This window comes from Kitasatospora sp. NPDC086801 (genome assembly GCF_044745805.1).
Classification (GTDB): domain Bacteria; phylum Actinomycetota; class Actinomycetes; order Streptomycetales; family Streptomycetaceae; genus Kitasatospora.
In genome coordinates this window covers 305,304-326,795 of record NZ_JBIVAX010000004.1, presented here as the reverse complement: position 1 = coordinate 326,795, position 21,492 = coordinate 305,304, and the positions used below count along the sequence as shown (strand labels likewise).

General features: G+C 73.5%; 24 protein-coding genes. 9 read left to right on the top strand and 15 right to left on the bottom strand.

The window, feature by feature from the left end:
• Positions 1 to 38: 38 nt before the first annotated feature.
• The 5 genes from ACIPLC_RS08370 to ACIPLC_RS08350 all read left to right on the top strand — a co-directional run bounded on the left by ACIPLC_RS08370 (position 39) and on the right by ACIPLC_RS08350 (position 4,672).
• Positions 39 to 1,640, top strand: coding sequence for a TldD/PmbA family protein (locus ACIPLC_RS08370; protein WP_400472158.1), 1,602 nt, complete (start codon positions 39 to 41; stop codon positions 1,638 to 1,640).
• Entirely contained in the window at positions 1,640 to 3,037 is a 1,398-nt protein-coding gene (locus tag ACIPLC_RS08365) for a metallopeptidase TldD-related protein (RefSeq protein WP_400472157.1), read from the top strand. Before ACIPLC_RS08370 ends, ACIPLC_RS08365 begins: the two co-directional genes overlap by 1 nt.
• A gap of 32 nt (positions 3,038 to 3,069) precedes the next feature.
• The gene (locus ACIPLC_RS08360) at positions 3,070 to 3,618 is read left to right on the top strand and encodes an RNA 2'-phosphotransferase (RefSeq protein WP_400472185.1); all 549 of its coding nucleotides are present in this window, start codon (positions 3,070 to 3,072) and stop codon (positions 3,616 to 3,618) included.
• 156 nt (positions 3,619 to 3,774) lie between these two features.
• Positions 3,775 to 4,167 (top strand): DUF3099 domain-containing protein, encoded by a 393-nt coding sequence (locus tag ACIPLC_RS08355; protein ID WP_400472156.1) that lies wholly within the window; start codon positions 3,775 to 3,777, stop codon positions 4,165 to 4,167.
• A gap of 277 nt (positions 4,168 to 4,444) precedes the next feature.
• Positions 4,445 to 4,672, top strand: a complete 228-nt coding sequence (locus tag ACIPLC_RS08350) for a hypothetical protein (RefSeq protein ID WP_400472155.1) — start codon at positions 4,445 to 4,447, stop codon at positions 4,670 to 4,672.
• Positions 4,673 to 4,750: 78 nt separating this feature from the next.
• Here the strand turns inward: ACIPLC_RS08350 and moaA are convergent, their stop codons facing one another.
• The 4 genes from moaA to ACIPLC_RS08330 form a co-directional block, all read right to left on the bottom strand.
• Complete coding sequence (gene moaA / locus ACIPLC_RS08345) at positions 4,751 to 5,740, bottom strand: GTP 3',8-cyclase MoaA (protein ID WP_400472154.1); 990 nt, start codon at positions 5,738 to 5,740, stop codon at positions 4,751 to 4,753.
• Between the two features lie 95 nt (positions 5,741 to 5,835).
• Positions 5,836 to 7,446 (bottom strand): cation acetate symporter, encoded by a 1,611-nt coding sequence (locus ACIPLC_RS08340; protein WP_400472153.1) that lies wholly within the window; start codon positions 7,444 to 7,446, stop codon positions 5,836 to 5,838.
• On the bottom strand, positions 7,443 to 7,799 hold the full coding sequence (locus ACIPLC_RS08335) for a DUF485 domain-containing protein (protein ID WP_400472152.1): 357 nt from the start codon (positions 7,797 to 7,799) through the stop codon (positions 7,443 to 7,445). Before ACIPLC_RS08335 ends, ACIPLC_RS08340 begins: the two co-directional genes overlap by 4 nt.
• A gap of 260 nt (positions 7,800 to 8,059) precedes the next feature.
• Positions 8,060 to 9,103 (bottom strand): zinc-dependent alcohol dehydrogenase family protein, encoded by a 1,044-nt coding sequence (locus tag ACIPLC_RS08330; RefSeq protein ID WP_400472151.1) that lies wholly within the window; start codon positions 9,101 to 9,103, stop codon positions 8,060 to 8,062.
• A gap of 158 nt (positions 9,104 to 9,261) precedes the next feature.
• On the opposite strand from ACIPLC_RS08330, the gene ACIPLC_RS08325 reads away from it, so the two are divergent.
• Together ACIPLC_RS08325 and ACIPLC_RS08320 are read left to right on the top strand one after the other, a co-directional pair.
• On the top strand, positions 9,262 to 10,257 hold the full coding sequence (locus ACIPLC_RS08325; RefSeq protein ID WP_400472150.1) for a DEDDh family exonuclease: 996 nt from the start codon (positions 9,262 to 9,264) through the stop codon (positions 10,255 to 10,257).
• Positions 10,258 to 10,288: 31 nt separating this feature from the next.
• Positions 10,289 to 11,092 carry an SURF1 family protein gene (locus tag ACIPLC_RS08320; RefSeq protein ID WP_400472149.1) on the top strand — a complete coding sequence of 268 codons (804 nt, stop codon included), beginning with the start codon at positions 10,289 to 10,291 and terminating at the stop codon, positions 11,090 to 11,092.
• A 37-nt stretch (positions 11,093 to 11,129) separates the two neighbouring features.
• Here the strand turns inward: ACIPLC_RS08320 and trxA are convergent, their stop codons facing one another.
• Both trxA and ACIPLC_RS08310 read right to left on the bottom strand, forming a co-directional pair.
• A complete protein-coding gene (gene trxA, locus ACIPLC_RS08315) occupies positions 11,130 to 11,462 on the bottom strand; it encodes a thioredoxin (RefSeq protein ID WP_400472148.1) in 333 nt (110 codons plus the stop codon).
• A gap of 3 nt (positions 11,463 to 11,465) precedes the next feature.
• Positions 11,466 to 11,891 carry a MerR family transcriptional regulator gene (locus ACIPLC_RS08310; RefSeq protein ID WP_400472147.1) on the bottom strand — a complete coding sequence of 142 codons (426 nt, stop codon included), beginning with the start codon at positions 11,889 to 11,891 and terminating at the stop codon, positions 11,466 to 11,468.
• 185 nt (positions 11,892 to 12,076) lie between these two features.
• On the opposite strand from ACIPLC_RS08310, the gene ACIPLC_RS08305 reads away from it, so the two are divergent.
• Positions 12,077 to 12,847, top strand: a complete 771-nt coding sequence (locus ACIPLC_RS08305) for an SDR family oxidoreductase (protein WP_400472146.1) — start codon at positions 12,077 to 12,079, stop codon at positions 12,845 to 12,847.
• 40 nt (positions 12,848 to 12,887) lie between these two features.
• On the opposite strand, the gene ACIPLC_RS08300 is transcribed toward ACIPLC_RS08305, so the two are convergent.
• The 9 genes from ACIPLC_RS08300 to ACIPLC_RS08260 form a co-directional block, all read right to left on the bottom strand.
• A complete protein-coding gene (locus tag ACIPLC_RS08300; protein ID WP_400472145.1) occupies positions 12,888 to 13,529 on the bottom strand; it encodes an alkaline shock response membrane anchor protein AmaP in 642 nt (213 codons plus the stop codon).
• Positions 13,526 to 14,134 carry a DUF6286 domain-containing protein gene (locus ACIPLC_RS08295; protein WP_400472144.1) on the bottom strand — a complete coding sequence of 203 codons (609 nt, stop codon included), beginning with the start codon at positions 14,132 to 14,134 and terminating at the stop codon, positions 13,526 to 13,528. Before ACIPLC_RS08295 ends, ACIPLC_RS08300 begins: the two co-directional genes overlap by 4 nt.
• Complete coding sequence (locus tag ACIPLC_RS08290; protein WP_400472143.1) at positions 14,131 to 14,478, bottom strand: hypothetical protein; 348 nt, start codon at positions 14,476 to 14,478, stop codon at positions 14,131 to 14,133. The genes ACIPLC_RS08295 and ACIPLC_RS08290 overlap by 4 nt, the downstream gene beginning before the upstream one ends.
• On the bottom strand, positions 14,478 to 14,669 hold the full coding sequence (locus tag ACIPLC_RS08285) for a hypothetical protein (RefSeq protein ID WP_063349611.1): 192 nt from the start codon (positions 14,667 to 14,669) through the stop codon (positions 14,478 to 14,480). Before ACIPLC_RS08285 ends, ACIPLC_RS08290 begins: the two co-directional genes overlap by 1 nt.
• Before the next feature lie 52 nt (positions 14,670 to 14,721).
• Positions 14,722 to 15,273, bottom strand: coding sequence for an Asp23/Gls24 family envelope stress response protein (locus ACIPLC_RS08280; protein ID WP_400472142.1), 552 nt, complete (start codon positions 15,271 to 15,273; stop codon positions 14,722 to 14,724).
• 171 nt (positions 15,274 to 15,444) lie between these two features.
• A complete protein-coding gene (locus ACIPLC_RS08275) occupies positions 15,445 to 16,251 on the bottom strand; it encodes an enoyl-CoA hydratase/isomerase family protein (RefSeq protein WP_400472141.1) in 807 nt (268 codons plus the stop codon).
• Between the two features lie 231 nt (positions 16,252 to 16,482).
• Positions 16,483 to 16,716 (bottom strand): helix-turn-helix domain-containing protein, encoded by a 234-nt coding sequence (locus ACIPLC_RS08270; protein WP_188300454.1) that lies wholly within the window; start codon positions 16,714 to 16,716, stop codon positions 16,483 to 16,485.
• Positions 16,717 to 17,043: 327 nt separating this feature from the next.
• On the bottom strand, positions 17,044 to 18,642 hold the full coding sequence (gene abc-f / locus ACIPLC_RS08265) for a ribosomal protection-like ABC-F family protein (protein WP_400472140.1): 1,599 nt from the start codon (positions 18,640 to 18,642) through the stop codon (positions 17,044 to 17,046).
• Positions 18,643 to 18,854: 212 nt separating this feature from the next.
• The gene (locus ACIPLC_RS08260) at positions 18,855 to 19,865 is read right to left on the bottom strand and encodes a hypothetical protein (RefSeq protein WP_400472139.1); all 1,011 of its coding nucleotides are present in this window, start codon (positions 19,863 to 19,865) and stop codon (positions 18,855 to 18,857) included.
• 361 nt (positions 19,866 to 20,226) lie between these two features.
• Between ACIPLC_RS08260 and ACIPLC_RS08255 the strand changes: the two genes are divergently transcribed.
• Complete coding sequence (locus ACIPLC_RS08255; protein ID WP_400472138.1) at positions 20,227 to 21,471, top strand: glycoside hydrolase family 26 protein; 1,245 nt, start codon at positions 20,227 to 20,229, stop codon at positions 21,469 to 21,471.
• The last annotated feature ends 21 nt before the right edge of the window (positions 21,472 to 21,492 follow it).

The following is a 21,492-nucleotide window of genomic DNA, read 5'->3' as shown; positions in this document are numbered from 1 at the left end:
GGCGCCGCACCGCCACCCTCCGCGACCAGGGAGCTCGCTTGCCTCCGATCCCTCCGGCCGACAGCGTCGGCGCCCCGCACGGGCGCGCCGTCGATCCGCTGTTCCTCGCCTTCCCGCTGCGCACCCTCGCCGACGCCGCCCTCACCCGGGCGCGCGAACTCGGCGCCACCCACGCCGACTTCCGCCTGGAGCGGGTCCGCAGCGCCTCCTGGCGGCTGCGCGACGCCCGCCCGTCCGGCACCTCCGACAGCGTGCAACTCGGCTTCGCCGTCCGGGTGCTGCTGGACGGCGCCTGGGGCTTCGCCGCCGGGGTGGACCTCACCGCCGACGCGGCGGCGCGGGTCGCCGAGCAGGCCGTCGCGGTGGCCCGCCTGTCCGGCGGAATCAGCCGGGCCGCCGGCTCCGCCGAGCGGGTCGAGCTGGCCGACGAGCCGGTGTACCGGGACGCCACCTGGGTCTCCTCGTACGAGGTGAACCCCTTCGAGGTGCCGGACGCGGAGAAGACCGCACTGCTCGCCGAGTGGAGTTCGCGGCTGCTGGCCGCCGAGGGCGTCTCACACGTCCGGGCGAGCCTGCTGACCGTCCAGGAGAACAAGTTCTACGCGGACACCGCGGGCACCGTCACCACCCAGCAGCGGATCCGGCTGCACCCCACGCTGGAGGCCACCTCGGTGGACGAGCGCACCGGGGCCTTCGACTCGATGCGCACGCTGGCCCCGCCGGTCGGCCGCGGGTTCGAGTACCTCACGGGGGCCCGGGGGTCGTCCCCCGACGGACGGGGCCCGCGCGGAACGGGCTGGGACTGGGACGCCGAACTCGCCGAACTGCCCACCCTGCTGGCCGAGAAGATGAAGGCACCGAGCGTCCGGGCCGGCCGCTACGACCTGGTCATCGACCCGTCCAACCTCTGGCTGACCATCCACGAGTCGATCGGCCACGCCACCGAGCTGGACCGCGCCCTCGGCTACGAGGCCGCCTACGCCGGCACCTCCTTCGCCACCTTCGACCGGCTCGGCTCGCTCAGGTACGGCTCCGAGCTGATGCACGTCACCGGCGACCGCACCGCCGAGCACGGCCTGTCCACGATCGGCTACGACGACGAGGGCGTCGCCACCCAGTCCTGGGACCTGGTCAAGGACGGCATCCTGGTCGGGTACCAACTCGACCGCGGCATGGCCGAGCTGAAGGGCTTCGAGCGTTCCAACGGCTGTGCCTTCGCGGACTCCCCGGCGCACGTGCCGGTGCAGCGGATGGCCAACGTCTCGCTCCAGCCCGCCGCCGACGGCCCGGACACCGAGGGCCTGTTCGCCGGGGTGGAGAACGGCCTGTACATCGTCGGCGACCGCTCCTGGTCGATCGACATGCAGCGCTACAACTTCCAGTTCACCGGCCAGCGTGCCTACGCCATCAGGAACGGCGAACTCGCCGGCCAGGTCAAGGACTTCGCCTACCAGGCGACCACCACCGACTTCTGGGGCTCGATGACGGCGGTCGGCGGCCCACAGACCTACGTCCTCGGCGGCGCCTTCAACTGCGGCAAGGCGCAGCCCGGCCAGATCGCGGCGGTCAGCCACGGCTGCCCGTCGGCGCTGTTCCGCAACGTCAACGTGCTCAACACCCAGCAGGAGGCGGGTCACTGATGACCGCGATGCAGCCCCACGAACTGGTCGAGCTGGCACTCGGCCTCGCCCGCGCCGACGGCTGCGTGGTGATCGCCGACGAGGAGTCCACCGCCAACCTGCGCTGGGCCGGCAACTCGCTGACCACCAACGGCGTCACCCGCGGCCGCCGCCTCACCGTGATCGCCACCGTGGCCGGGGCCGACGGCACCGCCTCCGGCGTGGTCTCCCGCGAGGCCGTCACCCCGGACGAGGTGGAGGGCCTGGTCCGCGCCGCCGAGGAGGCCGCCCACGCGGCCGGCCCGGCCGAGGACGCCCAGCCGCTGGTGGCCGACCGGCCGTCCTCGCCGGACTTCACCCAACCGCCCGCCGAGACCTCGATCGCGGTGTTCGACGCCTTCGGCCCGGCCCTCGGCGAGGCCTTCGCCCGGGCCGCCGCGCAGGGCGAGCTGCTGTACGGCTTCGCCCGGCACGAGGTGGTCAGCAGCTACCTGGGCACCTCCAGCGGTCTGCGGCTGCGCCACGACCAGCCGACCGGCATGGTCGAGATCAACGCCAAGACCGCCGACCTGTCCGGCTCGGCCTGGGCCGGCGCCGCCACCCGGGACTTCTCCGACGTGGACGTCACCGCCCTGCACACCGAGCTGACCAAGCGCCTCGGCTGGGGCACCCGCAAGGTGGACCTGCCGGCCGGCCGGTACGAGACGCTGCTGCCGCCCTCGGCCGTCGCCGACCTGATGCTCTGCCTCGCCTGGTCCGCCGTCGGCCGCGACGCCCACGAGGGCCGCACCGTCTTCTCCAAGCCCGGCGGCGGCACCCGGATCGGCGACGAGCTCGGCGGGCTGCCGCTGACGCTGCGCACGGACCCGGCCGAACCCGGCCTGGAGTCGGTGCCGTTCGTCCTCGCGCACTCGACCGGCGGCGACGTCTCGGTCTTCGACAACGGCCTGCCGATCAACGCCACCGCGTGGGTCCGCGAGGGCGTGCTGGCCAACCTGGTCACCAGCCGCCACTCCGCCGGCCTCACCGGCCTGCCGCTGCGCCCGTTCGGCGACAACCTGGTGCTGGAGACGGCCGACCAGGACACCGCGCCGACCCTGGACGAGATGATCGCCCGCACCGAGCGCGGCCTGCTGCTCACCTGCCTCTGGTACATCCGCGAGGTGGACCCGGCGACGATGCTGCTCACCGGCCTGACCCGGGACGGCGTCTACCTGGTCGAGAACGGCGAAGTCGTCGGCGCGGTCAACAACTTCCGGTTCAACGAGTCCCCGGTGGACCTGCTCGGCCGGATCACCGAGGCGGGCCGCACCGAGCGCTGCCTGCCCCGCGAGTGGAGCGACTACTTCACCCGCACCGCGATGCCACCCGTGCGTGTCGCGGACTTCAACATGAGTTCGGTCAGCCAGGCCTCATAGCCACTGACCAACGGGGGGATACGAGAGACATGATGGACGAGAAGCGGCTGGTCAAGACGAGCAAGATGCTGTCGCGCATCCTGCGGCACGATCCGGAGCGGGTGGGCGTCACGCTGGACGAGTCCGGCTGGGTCCGGATCGACGTGCTCCTCGCCGCCCTCGCGGCGAAGGGCAACCGGCTGACCAGGGCCGATCTGGACCACGTGGTGGCGACCAACAACAAGCGCCGCTTCGGCTACTCCGCGGACGGTCTCTCGATCCGCGCCAACCAGGGCCACACGGTGGCGGTCGACCTCGGTCTGGCCGCCACCGTGCCGCCCCCGGTGCTCTACCACGGCACCGCCGACCGCCACCTGGCGTCGATCTTCCGGGAGGGCCTGCGCCCGATGGCCCGGCAGGACGTCCACCTGTCCGCGGACACCGAGACCGCGGTCCGGGTCGGCGCCCGGCACGGCCGCCCGGTGGTGCTCACCGTGAACGCGGCCGCGATGGCGGCGGCCGGCCACGAGTTCCGGATCAGCGACAACGGCGTCTGGCTCACCGACGCCGTCCCGCCGCAGTTCCTCTCCCGGCGGTCGTAGAACACGCCTCCGCCCGTCCCGATCGGCCGGACAGTCCCTTCGCACGCCCGACCGGGTGGGTCCGCCCCACCCGGTCTCGTCGTCGCCGCTGCCCGGGCGTACCGTGAGGAGGCCGTGCGGCGAGTCGCGCGGGAGCGTGGACGAGGGCGGTAGGACATGGGCAAGAGCGCCGGCGACGGGCAGATCCACCGGATCACGGGAGCGCGGAGCAGCCTCACCGAGGACGTCCGCGGGCGGCAGCGCCGCTACGTGATCTCGATGCTGCTCCGGACGGTCTGCGTGCTGCTCGCCGTGGTGCTGTGGGACGTCCAGCGGTGGCTGGCGTTCGCGGCGCTGGCGGGCGCCGTGCTGCTGCCGTACTTCGCCGTCCTGATCGCCAACGCGGGCCGGGAGCGGGCGCCGGGGCTGCCGAGCACCTTCGACATCCCGCTGGACACCCCGCTGATGCTCGGCCCCGGCGGGACGGGTGGGAAGGGTGGGGCGGGTGGGGCTCCTGGTACAGGAGGGGCAAAGGCCGGTGCCACCGATCCTTCACAGGGCCCGAACTGACCGTCCGTTTCGCGGTGTTTCGAGCGAATCCGGCTCGAAGAAAGCTCAGAAGAAGCTCAGATTAATCATGCAGGACCTCCCCATCCGAGGCACCTGGCGTGACATACTGCGTACGCGCTCCGCATCCCCCGTCGGAGCGACGGACCGACGCCGGGCGGCTCCCCCCGTGGCTGCCCGGCGTCGCCATGCCCGGATCCGGGCGGGCTCCCTCCGGGCCGCGGGAAGCGCGTGAAACACTGGCGGTGCAGACCACCCGCCTATCGCTGAGGACGACCCGATGGACACCCCGCAGACGCCGATCTGCTCCGCCAAGGGCTGCCGGGCGGACGCCCGTTGGGTGCTGGTGTGGAACAACCCCAAGCTGCACACCCCGGACCGCCGCAAGACCTGGCTCGCCTGCGACGACCACCGCGAGCACCTGTCCCAGTTCCTCGGCGTGCGCGGCTTCCTCAAGGAGGTCGTCGCCTTCGCCGACTGGACCCCCGACCCGTCCGAGCCGGCCTGACGCCCTGCGGCGCCCGGGACGCACCGGCCGCCCGAGACGCCCTGCGCCGCCCGAGGAGCCCTGACCGCCCGAGGACTGCTAGCCGCCGATCGCCGACATCGGCCGCTCGGGCTGGTGGAACTCCGGGTCGTCGATCCCGGCCCCGGCCTTCTTGCCCCACATCGCCGCCCGCCACAGCGTGCCCAGCTCGGCGTCGTCCGCGCCCGAGCGCAGGGCGGTGCGCAGGTCCGTCTCCCCGGTCGCGAACAGGCAGTTGCGCACCTGCCCGTCGGCGGTCAGCCGGGTCCGGTCGCAGGCCCGGCAGAACGGGCGGGTGACGGAGGCGATCACGCCCACCCGGGCCGGGCCGCCGTCCACCAGCCAGCGCTCGGCGGGCGCCGCGCCCCGGCGGGCGGACGGCTCCGGGGTGAGCGTGAACCGGGTGCCGAGCAGGTCGAGGATCTCCTCGGCGGTGACCATCGCGGAGCGGTCCCAGCCGTGCTGGGCGTCCAGCGGCATCTGCTCGATGAAGCGCAGCTCGTAACCGTGCTCCAGGCACCAGGCCAGCAGGTCGGACGCCTCGTGGTCGTTGACCCCGCGCATCAGCACCGCGTTCAGCTTGACGGGCGTCAGCCCGGCGGCCTCGGCGGCGGCCAGCCCGGCCAGCACGTCCTGGTGGCGGTGGCGGCGGGTGAGGGTGTGGAACACCTCGGGGTCGAGGGTGTCCAGCGAGACGTTGACCCGGTCGAGCCCGGCCTCGCGCAGCGCCGTCGCGGTCCGGGCCAGCCCGATGCCGTTGGTGGTGAGGGACAGCTCGGGGCGCGGCTCCAGCTCGGAGCAGGCGGCGACGATGGCGACCAGGCCGGGGCGCAGCAGCGGCTCGCCGCCGGTGAAGCGGACCTCCCGGACGCCCAGATCACGCACCGCGAGGGTGACCAGCCGGACGATCTCCTCGTCGGTCAGCAGCTCGGGCTTGGCCAGCCACCGCAGGCCCTCCTCCGGCATGCAGTAGGTGCAGCGGAGGTTGCACCGGTCGGTGAGGGATACCCGCAGGTCGACGGCCTGTCGTCCGAAGGTGTCGAGCAGCACGTGCGTCCCTTCCCGAAAATGCGGCCGGCCCCGGCAATGCGGCCGGCCCGGCCACCGTCACGGCGGGCCGGGCCAGCATAGTCATCGCCGGTCGGTCAGTGGGCGCCCAGCCCGGTCAGCGCCCGGACCTCCAGTTCAGCGTACTTCGCCGGGTCGGGTCGGTCCTTGGACAGCAGGGTGGCGATCCACCCGGCCAGGAAGCCGATCGGGATGGAGACCAGGCCGGGGTTCTCCAGCGGGAACCAGTGGAAGTCGCTGTCCGGGAACAGCGAGGTCTTCGCGCCGGAGACCACCGGGGAGAAGACCACCAGCACCACCGAGCTGATCAGACCGGCGTAGACCGAGCTGACCGCGCCGGCGGTGGTGAAGCGCTTCCAGAACAGCGAGTAGAGCAGGGTGGGCAGGTTCGCCGAGGCGGCCACCGCGAAGGCCAGGGCGACCAGGGCGGCGGTGTTGAGCTTGCCCGCGAAGAGGCTGAGCACGATGGCCACCGCGCCGATCGCGACGGCGGCCCACTTCGCCGAGCGCACCTCCTCCTTCTCGGTGGCCTTGCCGCGCCGGATCACGTTGGCATACAGGTCGTGCGCGAAGGAGGCGGAGGAGGCCAGGGTGAGCCCGGCGACCACGGCCAGGATGGTGGCGAAGGCGACGGCGGAGATCACCGCGAGCAGGATCGCGCCGCCGGTGGTGCCGGAGCCGCCGCCGAGCACCTCGGCCAGTTGCGGGGCCGCCGTGTTGCCCGAGGCGTTGGCCGCCTTGATCGCCTTGGGGCCGACCAGCGCCGCCGCGCCGAAGCCGAGCGCCAGGGTCATCAGGTAGAAGACGCCGATGATGCCGATCGCCCAGAGCACCGACTTCCGGGCCGCCTTGGCGGTGGGCACAGTGTAGAAGCGGACCAGGATGTGCGGCAGGCCGGCGGTGCCGAGCACCAGCGCGATCCCGAGGCTGATGAAGTCGAGTTTGCTGGTGTCGCTGGCCCCGTACTTCAGCCCCGGTTCGAGGAAGGCCGCGCCCTTGCCGCTCGCGCTGGCGGCCGCGCCGAGCAGTTCCGAGGGGTTGAAGTGGTACTTGGCGAGCACCAGGACGGTCATCAGCGCGGTGCCGGCGATCAGCAGCACGGCCTTGACGATCTGCACCCAGGTGGTGCCCTTCATGCCCCCTATCACCACGTAGACGACCATCAGCGCGCCGACCGCGACGATGGTCCAGCGCTTGGCGGCGTCCCCGTTGACCCCGAGCAGCAGGGCGACCAGCGTCCCGGCGCCGACCATCTGGGCGAGCAGGTAGAAGATCGACACCACAATGGTGGAGACGCCCGCCGCGGTGCGCACCGGGCGCTGGCGCATCCGGAACGCGAGGACGTCCGCCATGGTGAAGCGGCCGGAGTTGCGCAGCGGTTCGGCGATCAGCAGCAGCGCGACCAGCCAGGCGACCAGGAAGCCGATCGAGTAGAGGAAGCCGTCGTAGCCGGAGAGCGCGATGGCGCCCGCGATGCCGAGGAAGGACGCGGCGGACATGTAGTCGCCGGAGATGGCCAGGCCGTTCTGGAAGCCGGTGAAGCCGCGGCCGCCGGCGTAGAAGTCGGCGGCGTCCTTGGTCTGCCGCCCGGCCCAGACGGTGATCGCGAGAGTGGCCAGCACGAAGAGCCCGAACAGGGTCATCGTGATGCCGCGGTGCTCCGTGGCGGAGCTGGCGAGCAGGGTCATTCGGCGGACTCCCGGGGAGCGTGGACGACGGCGCCGTGGGCCTCGCGGATCGCGGCGGCGGTCGGGTCGATCCGCCGGTCGGCGTAGCGGGCGTACCAGGCGGCGATGGCGAAGGTGGTGACGAACTGCAGCAGCCCCAGCACCAGGGCCACGTTGATGTGCCCGACGACCTTGGTGCCCATCAGGCCGGGCGCGTAGCAGGAGAGCAGCACGTAGAGCAGGTACCAGAGCACGAAGCCGATGGTGACCGGGAAGGCGAAGCTCCGGAACGAGCGCCGCAGGGTACGGAACTCCTCGCTCTCATCAATGAGTTGGACTTCCGTAGGGGTAGTGGTGATCGGCGGCGAATCCACTCTGTCTCTCCTCACTCCTTCGGCGTAGCGGTCGCGCGGGGAGACGATCGGACGTGAGGGGCGTCACAATCCGTGTGCGCGCCGCGCAATGCTAGGAGCGTCGCGCCCGCCCCGAAAGGGGTTGACCGCGATCAGCCAGTCGTTCACCCTCTCGCACTACCCAATTGGCCGAAAACCACCACTCGTGTCGCTTTGCGACTCCGCCGCCACATGCGGAAGGGGCGGCACCGTCCAACGGTGCCACCCCTTCTGACGCATCGTCAGAAAACGATCCGGACCTTCAGCGCCGAACGGTCGTCCATCGCCCGGTAGCCGTCCGGGACACCGTCCAGGCCCACGGTGCGGTCGAACACCAGACCCGGCTCGATGGCCCCGGAGAGGACGTCCGGCAGCAGGTCGGGGATGTAGGCGCGGGCCGGGGCGACGCCGCCGTTGAGCGAAACGTTTCGGCCGAACATCTGACCGATGTCGACGCCCGCGCTGCCCCCGTGCGGAACGCCGACGTAGCCCACCGCGCCACCGTCCCGGGTGATCGAGACGGCCGTGCGCATCGACTCCTCGGTCCCGACCGCCTCCAGCACCGCGTGCGCGCCCTGGCCGCCGGTCAGCTCCTTCACCGCCTCGATCGCGGCCTCGCCGCGCTCGGCCACCACGTCGGTCGCGCCGAAGCGCCGGGCCAGGTCGGTGCGGGCGGGGTGCCGGCCCAGCGCGATGATGCGGTCCGCGCCCAGCCGGTGCGCCGCCAGCACGCCGCACAGGCCCACCGCGCCGTCGCCGACCACGGCGACCGTCGCGCCCGGGCGCACCCGCGCCGAGACGGCGGCGTGGTGCCCGGTGGCCATCACGTCGGACAGCGCCAGCAGCCCCGGCAGCAGCTTCTCGTCGCCCGCGGCCTCCTTCGGCAGCTTCACCAGCGTGCCGTCCGCGAACGGCACCCGCACCGCCTCGCCCTGGCCGCCGTCGGAGCCCACCTGGCCCCAGAACCCGCCGTGCGGGCAGGAGGTCTGCAGGCCCTCCCGGCAGAAGTCGCAGCTGCCGTCCGACCAGACGAACGGCGCCACCACCAGGTCGCCCGGCGCGAAGCCGCGCACCTCGGCGCCCGCCTCCTCGACCACGCCCAGGAACTCGTGCCCGATCCGCTGCCCGGCCACCCGCTGCGCCACCCCGCGGTACGCCCACAGGTCGCTGCCGCAGATGCAGGCGTTCACGACCCGCACCACGACGTCCGTCGGGTGCTGGATCACCGGGTCCGGGACCTCTTCGATCCGGATGTCGTTGGGGCCGTGGATCACGGTGGCGCGCATGGGGGTTCGTCCTTACGGAGTCGGTCGTCGGGGGGTGTCGGCGGCCGGTGGATGGCGTCGACCGGATATCCGACGCTTATGCGGAATACTCTATTCCGGGCGCTCGGCCGGAACATTTCGACCGGACCCGGGCCCGACGGCGCTTATCCTGTTGGACCATGCAACCGATCCAGCCCGAGACGTACGGCGCGCCGCGGACCGTCCCGGTCCCCGCCCAGCGCACCGCCGCCCCCGCCGAGGGCTTCGCGGTGGTCGACGTCGAGACCACCGGCCTCGGCCGCTCGGACCGCGTCATCTCGGCGGGCGTCTACCAGCTGGACCCGGACGGCGAGGTCACCGACCACTGGTACACCCTGGTCGACCCCCAGCGGGACCCGGGCCCGGTCTGGATCCACGGCCTCACCGCGGAGCTGCTCTCCGGCGCCCCGACCTTCCCGCAGATCGCCGAGGAGTTCGCCGACCGGCTGCACGGCCGGGTCCTGGTCGCCCACAACGCGCTCTTCGACTGGAACATGATCTCGCGCGAGTTCTCCCGGGCCGGCCTGCGCGCCCCGGTCGAGCAGCGGATCTGCACCATGGTGCTCTCCCGCGACCTGCGGCTGCCGCTGCCCAACGGCAAGCTCTCCTCGCTCGCCGCGCACTTCGGCGTCCGGCAGCAGCACGCGCACAACGCCCTGGACGACGCCCGGGTGCTCGCCGAGGCGTTCCGCCCCAGCCTGCACCTGGCCCGCCAGGGCGGCGTCCCGCTGCCGTTGCAGGCCTGCGTGGCCGTCACCGACCTCGGCGAGGACGAGCCCGCCACCCCCGGCCGCGCCTCCTGGACGGGCGCCGCCTACCGCCAGGCCAAGAAGCGCCCGCCCTGCCCGTACCCCAACCCGGGGCGCTGGGAGGACGGCAAGCCGCTGGTGCAGGGCATGCGGGTGGCCTTCACCGGCGACACCGCCACCGACCGGGAGCTGCTGGAGGACCGCGCCGCCGAGGCCGGCCTGCACATCGCCGGCTCGGTGAGCCGGCTCACCAGCCTGCTGGTCACCAACGAGCCGAACAGTTGGAGCGGCAAGGCCCGCCGGGCCCGCGAGGTCGGCACGCCGGTGGTCGGCGAGGACGCCTTCCTCCAACTGCTCCGCGAAGTCGCCCCGCACCCCGGTGCGTGAGCCGGGTGTGAGGTCGGCGTACCGTGCCCATGTGTACCGTTTTCTGCTGACCCGCCAGTGGCTGATCACCATGCTGATCGCGCTGCTGCTGATCCCCGCGACGATCGAGCTGGGCTTCTGGCAGCTGCACCGCCACGAGGCGCGGGTGGCCCGGAACGACCTGATCGGCAAGGCCCTCACCGTCGCCCCCGTGCCGTTCGACACGGTGTCGTCGGCCCCCGGCTTCGCGGTGCCCAAGGACCTCACCTGGCACCCGGTGACGGCCACCGGGCAGTACGACCCGGCGCACGAGTTCGTCGTCCGCAAGCGGACCGACTCCAGCGGGGACACGATCGGCTACTTCGTCATCACCCCGCTGAAGCTCTCCGACGGCAGGGGCAGCGTCCTGGTCAACCGCGGCTGGGTGGCCGGCGACGGCGGCGCCACCGCCTACCCGACGGTCCCGGCCGCCCCGACCGGCGAGGTCTCCCTCACCGGTCGGATGCGCGCCGACGAGACCACGGGCGGCAGCGGCATCAAGGACCGCGCCGGCCTGCCCGACCGGCAGTTCAACCTGATCAACACCGAGCAGCAGGCCAAGGAGACCGGCACCACCCTGCTCGGCGGCTACCTGGAGCTCACCGCCACCACCCCGGCCCCCGCCGACCAGCCCGAGCTGATCCCCGAGCCCAACCACTCCGACATCGGCCCGCACATGGCGTACGCGATCCAGTGGTGGCTGTTCACCGCGATGATCCCGGTCGGGGTCGGGGTGCTGGCCCGCCGCGAGGCCAAGGACCGGGCCAAGCAGGCCGCCGAGGCCGAGGTGGCGGTGGAGGCCGTACCGGCGGCCTGAGGCCCCGGCCCGCGGGAAGAGCCTCCTGGAACACGCCCTAGAGCACGTCCTCCAGCTCGCGCAGCAGCCGCGTCTTGGCACGGGCGCCGACCACCGAGCGCACCGGCTCACCGCCGCGGAACACCATCAGCGTCGGCATCGACAGCACCCCGTACGCCGCCTGGGTGCGCGGATTGCGGTCCACGTCCACGCTGACCACCCGCAGCCGGTGCGCCTCCTCGCGGGCGACGTCCGCCAGCACCGGCGCCATCATCCGGCACGGCGGGCACCAATCCGCCGTGAAGTCCACCAGCACCGGCCCTTCGGCCGCCAGCACCTCCGCGGCGAACGTGTCGTCCGTCACCGCGGGCACCCCTGGGATCTGCACCATCGTCTACTCCTTCGCCCATTCGTTCGCCAGTTCACAGCGCGGCGGCTGTCCGGAGGGCTCGGCCGCCAGCCCGTCCCGGGCCCGGACCGCCCGGTCGAACTGCCCGGCCACCCGGGCCCGGACGTCCTGCAGCCGGGCGATGCACTCGTCCAGTTCGGCGAGCTTGCGCCGGTACACCTCCAGAGAGGCCGGGCAGGAGTCGCCCTCGGGGTGGCCCGCCTGCAGGCACTCCACGAACGGGCGGGTCTCCTCCAGGCCGAACCCGAAGTCCTGCAACGTCCGGATCTGCCGCAGCAGCCGCACGTCCTCCTCGTCGTACGCCCGGTACCCGTTGCCCGCCCGCCGGGCCGGCAGCAGGCCGAGCTGCTCGTAGTACCGCAGCGCCCGGGTGGTCGTCCCAGCCCGCTCCGCCAGCTCCCCGATCCGCATCTGCGCACCCGCTCTCCCGGCCCGCCTCCGCACGCCGCCGGGACCGACGGTAGACCTTGACCCGGACGTCAACGCCAGCCCGCCCCTGCCTCCGGCCGGCCCGGCTCCGCCCGCCCGGTCGCCACCCCGCCCTCCCCCGGCCCCGGCTCTCCCCCTCGCGCCCGCCACCCGGCAGGATGGACCCCATGGATCTTGGACTGAAGGACAAGGTGTACGTGGTCACCGGCGCCACCCGGGGCCTCGGCTTCGCCGCCGCCCGGGAGCTGGCCGCCGACGGCGCCCGGGTGCTGGTCAGCGGCCGCGGCAAGGAGTCCGTGGCCGCCGCCGTCGCCGAACTGGACGCCATCGGCGGCGCCGGGACGGCCCACGGCCTGGCCGCCGACAACGCCGACCCGGCGACCGCCGAGCGGCTGATCGCCGAGGCCACCGGGCACTTCGGCCGGCTCGACGGCGTGCTGATCAGTGTCGGCGGCCCCCAGGCCGGCCCGGTGGTCACCGCCCCCGAGGAGGCCTGGCGCGACGCGTTCGAGTCGGTCTTCCTCGGCGCGCTGCGGCTCGCCCGCGCCGCCGCCGCGACCCTCGGCGAGGGCGGCGTGATCGGCTTCGTGCTCTCCGCCTCGGTGCGCCAGCCGATCCCCGGCCTGGGCATCTCCAACGGCCTGCGCCCGGGGCTGGCGATGGCCGCCAAGTCCCTCGCCGACGAGCTCGGCCCGCGCGGCATCCGGGTGGTGGGCCTGCTCCCGGCCCGGATCGACACCGACCGGGTGCGCGAGCTGGACTCCCTGGGCGGCGACCCGGACGGCGCCCGCGCCCAGGCCGTCGCGACCATTCCGCTCGGCCGCTACGGCACCCCGGAGGAGTTCGGCAAGGTCGCGGCGTTCCTGCTCTCCCCCGCCGCCTCCTACCTGACCGGTGTGATGATCCCCGTCGACGGTGGCGCCCTGCGCCCGCTCTAGGACATCCGGGGGCGGGCGGCCGACTCCGCCCGCCCCCGCTTCACTCCACCCGCGGGGGCCTGCGCCGCCCCCGGCGCCGGCGCGACTCGGGCGGGGCGGCCTGGAGGACCCGGATCCGCAGGTAGGCGGGGAGTTCCGGGAGGCCCAGGCTGGTCCGGGCGTCGGTTCGCGGGCCGGTGTCGAAGTGCTCCACCAGGGCCGCCGGATCGCCGCCGGGAGTGAGCCGGACGGCGCCCCGCAGGCGCGGGCGCCCGGGTGCGCGCACCAGGCGTACACCCGCGCGCTCGACTTCGGGGAGCGTGGCCGTCCCGGTCTCCAGCGCCTCTTCCAGCGCCCGGGTGCGGACCCGCAACCTGAGTCCGGTGGCGCCGGGGGTCGGCACGGCGATGCCGGCCGGGCCGCTGCGCCGCAGTTGCGCCACCAGCCACCAGGCGGTGCCCGCGACCACCACGGCCAGCCCGCCGATGACGGTGGGCCACCACCAGGTCGAGTCCGCCCAGCGGGTGCGCGAGCGGGCGCTGAGCACCGGTTGGTCCGGGGAGGTGAGCGGCCACCAGCCCGGCGGGTCGGCGCCGAGCCGCCGGTACAGGTCGAGCCCGCCGGCCAGCAGCAGCACCCCGGCGGCCAGCAGCACCGCCCCGACCACCCCCAGCAACACCCGGTTGACGGTCGTCCGCCTCATCCCGCCGCCCCCGCTCCGGGGGCCGCCCCGCGCGCCGCCCGCACGTCGAGGCGCAGCGGCCTGGCCAGCGTCAACCGCGCCAGCTCGTCGCGCAGTTGGCGCTGGACCGACACCGGGTCCGCCGTCCCGGTGAGGGTGACCCGGACGCGTCGGCGGCTGATCCGGATCCGCAGGTGGTCGATGCCCGGGAGTCCGGCGGCGCGGTCGGCGAGCAGGTGCCCGATACCGGCCCGGTCGATGGCGGCGCCGGTGTCACCGCTCGGGCGCAGCGGGAGCCAGCGGCCGAGGCCGGGGGCGAGGGCCAGCCAGAGCAGCACCCCGCCGAGGAGGACGGTGGCGCCGGCGCCCACCAGCACCCCCAGGTCGTCGAGGTGGCGGGTGGCCAGTTCGTCGGCGATCCGGGCGCGCCACCGACGGGTCGGGTAGCCGGCGCGGACGGCGACCACGTCGTACAGCAGCGCGCCCGCGACCACCAGCAGCACGGTGGCGACGAGCGCCGCGACGGCGGCGCGCGGCGCCCGCGGCCGCCGTACCTTCTCCGGCGCCGGCCCGTCCCCGGCTGCCGTCGCCTCCTCGCCGGGCACCGGTTCGGCCCCCGTCCTCATGACACTCCCCCGGTCACCAGCCGCTCCACGACGACGACCACCTCGGACACCCTGGTCCCGGTGAGCCCGGCGACCTGCACGGCGACGCGCTCGCGGACGGCCCGGGCGAGCGCCGCGAGGTCGGCGGGGAAGGGCAGTTCGACGGCGACCCGGACGGTCACGGTGCTGCCGGGCGCGGCCACCGAGACGGCCGGGGGCGCGCCCTTGGCGGTGCGGCCGGTCCAGGCGTCGGCGAGGGCCTCACGGGCGGCCCGGGCGGCGATCCGGGCGTAGACGCGGTCGGCGACCCGGAGCCGGCCCCGGGCGGCGGGTTCGCGGCGGGTAGTGGTGGTGGGGGCCGCCATCAACGGCGCCGGTCGCGACCGCGGAGCAGGTCGCCGAGGTCGCCCAGCTCGATGTCGCCCTCCAGCAGGCGGCCGGCCACGAAGCCGACCAGCCCGAGCGCGGCGACCAGCAGGAACGCCGCGAAGCCGCCGAAGTACCCGGCGAAGCCGAGGGCCATGCCCACCACCAGGCCGACGATGGCCAGGTTCATCCGCTACTCCTCGTCCTCGCTGCCGCCCGCCGCCGGGCGCTTCGTGGGCTCGCTACTTGAGCTTGGGCCGCTGCCCCGAGACGATCGTCTCCTCTTCCTCCTCCTCGACGTCCGGCTCGTCGGGGAGGTGGACGTCGTTGACCGCGATGTTGACCTCGACGACTTCCAGGCCGGTCATCCGCTCGACCGCGTCGATGATGTTCTCCCGTACCTGGCGGGCGAGTTCGGGGATGACCACGCCGTACTCGACGACCAGGGCGATGTCGATGGCGGTCTGCTTCTCGCCGACCTCGGCCTTGATGCCGCGCCCGATGCTGGACTTGCCGCCCGGCACCCGGTCGCGCATCGCGCCGAAGGTGCGGGAGAGGCCGGAGCCGAGGGCGTGGATGCCGTTGACCTCGCGGGCGGCCATGCCGGCGATCTTCTCGACCACGCCGACGGCCAGCGCCGTACGGCCGCGCTCGCCGACCGGCTTGCCGGCGTCGGTCGCGGCGGAGGCGACGGACGCCGGGGAGGGCGCGGACGACGCGTGGGCGGCGGAGCCGGCGGGCGCGGCGTGGCCGGGGTTCTTGTGCATGGTCGCGGGCGTCGGAGTGTCAGGCATGGGGGCGGATCTCCCGTCGTACGGCTCCAGCTATATCGCAAATCCCCCCAACTCTGGCATTTCGCCACGTTTCGCGCCCGCCGGGGAGGGCCACCGGGATGCCGCCGGAACGCCGCGGGCCCGGCCCGGGGAGTGCTCCCCGGGCCGGGCCCGTTCACGCGCGGTACGAGGTCAGTCGCCGATCCCGGCGAGGTCCCGCAGGCGCCGGGCCTGCGCCGCCCGTTCGGCCGAGCGCTGCTCGTCGAAGGAACGGCCGGAGGCGCCCTGGAGCAGGGCCTTGGTCTCGATGACGGCGTTGCGCGGCGCGGCCAGCAGGGCCGCGGCGAGGTCGCGGGCGGCGGCGTCCAGTTCCGCGCCGGGGACGGCCAGGTTGGCCAGCCCGATGGCGGCGGCCTCCTCGGCACCGACCCAGCGGCCGGTGGCGCAGATCTCCAGCGCCCGGGCGTAGCCGACGAGTTCGGTGAGCGGCTTGGTGCCGGCCAGGTCGGGGACGAGGCCGAGCGAGGTCTCCTTCATGGCGAACTGGACATCGTCGGCGACGACGCGCAGGTCGCAGCCGAGGGCGAGCTGGAAACCGGCGCCGACGGCGTGGCCCTGGACGGCGGCGATGGAGACCAGGTCGGGGCGGCGCCACCAGGTGAAGGCCTGCTGGTAGGAGGCGATGGCGTCGTCGAGCTCCTGGTCGGAGGCGCCGGCGAGCTGGAGGAAGGTGGGCTCGCCGGGGATGCCCTCGGGGGTGAACATGGCCCGGTCCAGGCCCGCCGAGAAGGAGACGCCCTCCGCGCGCAGCAGGACCACCCGGACGCCGCCGGGCAGGTCGCGGCCGGCGGCGGCGAGGGCGCGCCACAGGGCGGGCGACTGGGCGTTGCGCCGCTTGGGCTGACACAGGGTGACGACGGCGAGCTCGCCGTCGACCTCCAGGCGGACGCCGTCCTGCTCCCAGCTCGGGGCCTGCGGGTCGGTGACGGGGGCGGTCATGCGGGGACCTCCGGTGGCGAGGGGCTTGGCTACCGGAGAGTAACAAACCTGGGGGCGCGGCGGCAGGGCGCTGACCCGGAAAGATCGGCGGAGGGAGGGAGCCGGGGGGCGACGACACCCCGGACATGACGATCGGCGGCCGGTCCACTCGATCCGAGGGCGGACGATCGCTTGTCGTCTCCTCGGTCGGCGCCCTGCCGCCGCGTCATCCGGCCATAAGCCGACGGACCGTCAGGAACCGGCCCCGGCGGTCGCCTTGCTCTTGCCACGCGTGGCACCACCGCGGCCCCGGAGAATGACTCCGGACTCGCTCAGCATCCGGTGCACAAAGCCGTACGAACGACCGGTCTCCTCCGCGAGAGCGCGAATGCTCGCCCCGGAGTCGTACTTCTTCTTGAGATCGGCCGCGAGCTTCTCACGCGCGGCACCGGTTACCCGGCTGCCCTTTTTCAGAGTCTCGGCCACCCGTGCCTCCTCGTAGCGTTGCTCGGTCAGATTCCCATGATCACCCATCCACCGCGTCCTGGCCACCCATTCGGCAAGGTCGATGTCGGGAATGCGTGGTCCTGCGGTGGTGATCCGAGCGCATCAGGGCGCTCACGTAGAGTGCACGCCCCCGGGCGGATTCCGCCGTCCGCCGCGAAAGGGCTGATCAGCAGCGTCGGCCCGACCACGATCGAGTGGCGGGCCGACAGGAAGTCCTTAAACGGAATCCAGGCTTTCTTCATTCCCGGACACGCCGTAAGTACTAGTTTTTCTGGTCCTCAAAGCCGAGGTCACGTCTACACCCGGTCAGGCCAGCGAGACCAGGTCGGCGTACGCCGGGCTCCAGAGGTCCTCGACCCCGTCGGGCAGCAGGATGATCCGCTCCGGCTGGAGCGCCTCGACGGCGCCCTCGTCGTGGGTGACCAGCACGACCGCGCCGGTGAACTCGCGCAGCGCGCCCAGGATCTCCTCGCGGCTGGCCGGGTCGAGGTTGTTGGTGGGCTCGTCGAGCAGCAGCACGTTGGCGCTGGAGACCACCAGCGAGGCCAGCGCGAGCCGGGTCTTCTCACCGCCGGAGAGCACGCCGGCCGGCTTGTCGACGTCGTCGCCGGAGAACAGGAAGGAGCCGAGGATCTTGCGGATCTGCACCAGGTCGGTGTCCGGCGCGGAGGAACGCATGTTCTCCAGCACCGAGCGCTCCGGGTCCAGGGTCTCGTGCTCCTGGGCGTAGTAGCCGATCTTCAGGCCGTGGCCCGGGGTCACCTCGCCGGTGTCCGGCTGCTCCACCCCGGCGAGCATCCGCAGCAGGGTGGTCTTGCCCGCGCCGTTGAAGCCGAGGATGACGACCCGCGAACCGCGGTCGATGGCCAGGCCGACGTCGGTGAAGATCTCCAGCGAACCGTAGGACTTGGAGAGCCCGCTGGCCATCAGCGGCGTCTTGCCGCACGGCGCCGGGTCCGGGAAGCGCAGCTTGGCGACCTTGTCGTTCTGGCGCACCTGCTCCAGGCCGGAGAGCAGCTTCTCGGCGCGGCGGGCCATGTTCTGCGCGGCCACCGTCTTGGTCGCCTTGGCCCGCATCTTGTCGGCCTGGGAGTTGAGGGTCGCGGCCTTCTTCTCGGCGTTGGCCCGCTCGCGCTTGCGGCGCTTCTCGTCGTCCTCGCGCTGCTGCTGGTACTGCTTCCAGCCCATGTTGTAGACGTCGATGGCGGAGCGGTTGGCGTCCAGGTAGAAGACCTTGTTGACGACCGTCTCGACCAGGTCGACGTCGTGCGAGATGACGATGAAGCCACCCTTGTAGGTCTTCAGGAAGTCCCGCAGCCAGACGATCGAGTCGGCGTCGAGGTGGTTGGTGGGCTCGTCGAGCAGCAGCACGTCGGAATCCGAGAACAGGATCCGGGCCAGCTCGACGCGGCGGCGCTGACCACCGGAGAGGGTGTGCAGCTCCTGGTTCAGGATGCGGTCCGGCAGGCCCAGCGCGGCCGCGATGGTGGCGGCCTCGGCCTCGGCGGCGTACCCGCCCTTGGTGAGGAACTCGGTCTCCAGGCGCGCGTACTTCTTCATCGCGTTGTCCCGGGTGGCGCCCTGGCCGTTGGCCATCCGGTCCTCGTTCTCGCGCATCTTCTTGAGCACGGTGTCGAGGCCGCGGGCGGAGAGGATGCGGTCCTTGGCGAGGATGTCCAGGTCGCCGGTGCGCGGGTCCTGCGGGAGGTAGCCGACCTCACCGGAGCGGGTCACCGTGCCCGAAGCCGGCATGCCCTCGCCGGCCAGGACCTTGGTCAGCGTGGTCTTGCCCGCGCCGTTGCGCCCGACCAGGCCGATCCGGTCGCCGGCGGCGACCTTGAAGTTCGCGGACTCGATCAGGATCCGGGCACCGGCGCGCAGCTCAAGGGCGTTGGCGGAAATCATGGCGGAAACTACTCCTGGGACGTGGGCGGGCGGCCGGACGGGGCCCGGGGCCGGGCAGCGGGAAGGGGCGTCGTCGGTGGTCGGCACAGCGCACGGGGCGGTGCCGCGCGCCCGCTATTGCCCGGAGAAGTCAGCCATGACGGCAAGTCTACCGGGCCGCGCGGGAACCCCCGGAGCTACCGCCCGGGGGTACTGGCGGTCCGGCGCTACTGCTAGGGCTGCTGGGGCTGCTGTGCCTGGGGCGGCGCGGGCGGCTGATCGCCCGCCGGGGCGTCCTGACCCGCGGGGGCGTCCTGGGTCGGGACCGCCGCCGGGTCGGTGCAGCCGCCCTGCGGACGGACCGCCGCGAACGGCGCGGACGGGCTGTCGCAGGCCGCCTCGGGGGCGGCCGCCTTGGTGTCGAACACCCGGGCCGGGACGATCGGGCCGTCGGTGATCAGCACCCGGCTGCCGTCCAGCGCCTTGATCGACACGCTCGGACCGGTGTTGAGCTGCCAGCCGGTGCTGTCCAGCCGGTAGCCGTTGATGCCGCCGGAGACGGCCTGCCCGGCGCCGTTGGTGCAGCTGCGCGGGACGAGTACGGCGTACTCGGTGCCGACCGTGCGCAGCGGGTCGTAGAGGCAGCTGCCGGGCGGCTTGGAGTTGTAGCGCAGGTCGCCGTCGGCGTCGCGCAGGCCCATGGTCAGGTTCGGGGTCACCACGGCCACCCAGGCCGAGCCGCCCCGCTGGACGGTGTGCAGGGCCGCCGCGGCCCGCTCCTGGGCCAGTTCCTTGCGCTGCGCGTCGGTGCGCTTGTCGGCGCCGGGCTCGCCGTCGCCGCGCAGCCAGTCCGCCAGGCCCGGTACCGCCCGGTGCCAGCGCACCTCGTGGTCGCCGGGGCGCACCGAGGTGACCAGGCCGTCGTCCCAGACCACGATGGCGTTGTCCCCCGCCATCGACAGGTACAGCGCGGTGGCGCCCTCGCGGCGGTAGGACCAGGCCTGCTCGCCGCTCTGCCGGTGGAAGGCCTCCAGCCCGGGGCCGACCTTCAGGTCCAGGTCGGCGGTGCTCAGCGACTGCGTGCTGACCGGCGCGGCCTCCGCTTCGCCCGACCCCGCCACCCGGTCGCCGAACGGCACCGGCTTGTTGGCGTGCGCCGCCGCACCGGCCGCAAGGACCAGCATCACCGCCAGGGCAGGCAGGATCGAGCGGGGGGTCAGTACACGCAGCGGCTTCCAGGACACGGCCGGAGCGTACCTTTCACCGGGCCCGCGAGTCAGCCCGGAATCGCCCCCGCTCCACCGCGCGGACCGCACGTCCGGCCGCGTGCGCCCTCCCCGCGCACCCGCCCGCCCACCTGCACCGTCGGTGCCGCGGCCGGGCCGCCGCCGCCTCCGGGGCCCGGCGCCGAGGCCCGGCCGGACCGTTACAGAGCTGATACACGCAGCGAGGTCCGGCCGGGCGTTGCGGCAGACGGCGTTCGAATATCGCCCACTTTAGGGTGACATTCGGCTTTTCCGACGCCCGCCGGGCCTACTGTCGGCGAGCGGAGCGCCACGGTCCGTCCAGCGCGCCCCCCGCCCCGCGACGCCCGGAGGAGAGACCATGCGAATCGGCCGCCTGACGCTGGCCGCCGCCGCCCTGCTGCTGATGGCCACGGCCAGCGTCCCGGCCGGGTCGCCGCTCAGCCAGACCGAACGGCACTCCCTCTCCTCGGATGCCTTCGAGCCGCGCGGCGCCGCCCCCCGCCCGCCCGTCCAGCGGCCCCAGCACGAGCCGCCGTTCGGCGCCTTCGTCGGCTCCTGGGACGACTACATCCCGCAGATCGGCCGGTACGCCCAGTGGCTGGGCGACGCCAACCTCCAGGTCGGCCACACCTACCTGGCGGGCAACGGCTGGGCCGACGTCGAGGGCGAGCCGATGGTGCTCGGCACGTGGTCGCAGTGGCGGCTGGCCGACCCCTCCCGGACGCTCGTCCTCGGCGTGCCGATGCTGGTGCCCAACGAGGCGAACGTGCCGGACGGCGAGGTCGCCAAGCTGCTCGCCCAGGGCGCGCGCGGGGACTTCGACCGGCACTTCCTGCGGCTCGCCCGCCGGCTGGTCGCCCTCGGCGGCGCGGACACCGTGCTCACCCTCGGCTGGGAGATGAACGGCGTCACCTACACGCACCGCTGCAAGCCCGACCCGTCCGCGTGGAAGGCGTACTGGCGGCGGATCGTCGGCGTGATGCGCTCGGTGCCCGGGCAGCGGTTCCGCTTCGACTTCACCCCGAACCGGGGCCTGGACGCCATCCCGTGGACCAAGTGCTACCCCGGCGACGACGTGGTCGACATCATCGGCATGGACAACTACGACCAGCCCGCCGGTGGCACCTTCGACGACTACGTGCGCGAGCCGTACGGGCTGCAGGACCAGGTGGAGTTCGCGGCCAAGCGCGGCAAGCCGGTCTCCTACCCGGAGTGGGGGCTGTTCCGCAACGGCGACAACCCGGAGTTCGTACAGCGGATGGTCGAGTGGATGCGCACCCACGACACCGCCTACCAGACCGTCACCGACTACTGCCCGCACGGTTTCTTCCAGTGCGACCGCAACCCGCGCTCCGCCGCGCGGTTCAAGCAGCTGATGTCCGGGTCGCAGGGGGCGCCGGCGGTGGTGCCGACGACGCCCCAGGCCCCCGTCCCGCCGGTGGCACCGAGCCCGCCCGCCCCGCCGACCGTGCCCGGGGCGCCGCACACGGGGCCAGGCCCGTCCGCGAGCCCGTCGCCGGGCCCGTCCGCCACCGCGTCCGCGAGTCCGTCGGCGAACCCGTCCGCGAGTCCGTCCGCGGCCGGGACGCCCGCCCGGCGCTGAACAACCCGGACGGGGCCCGCG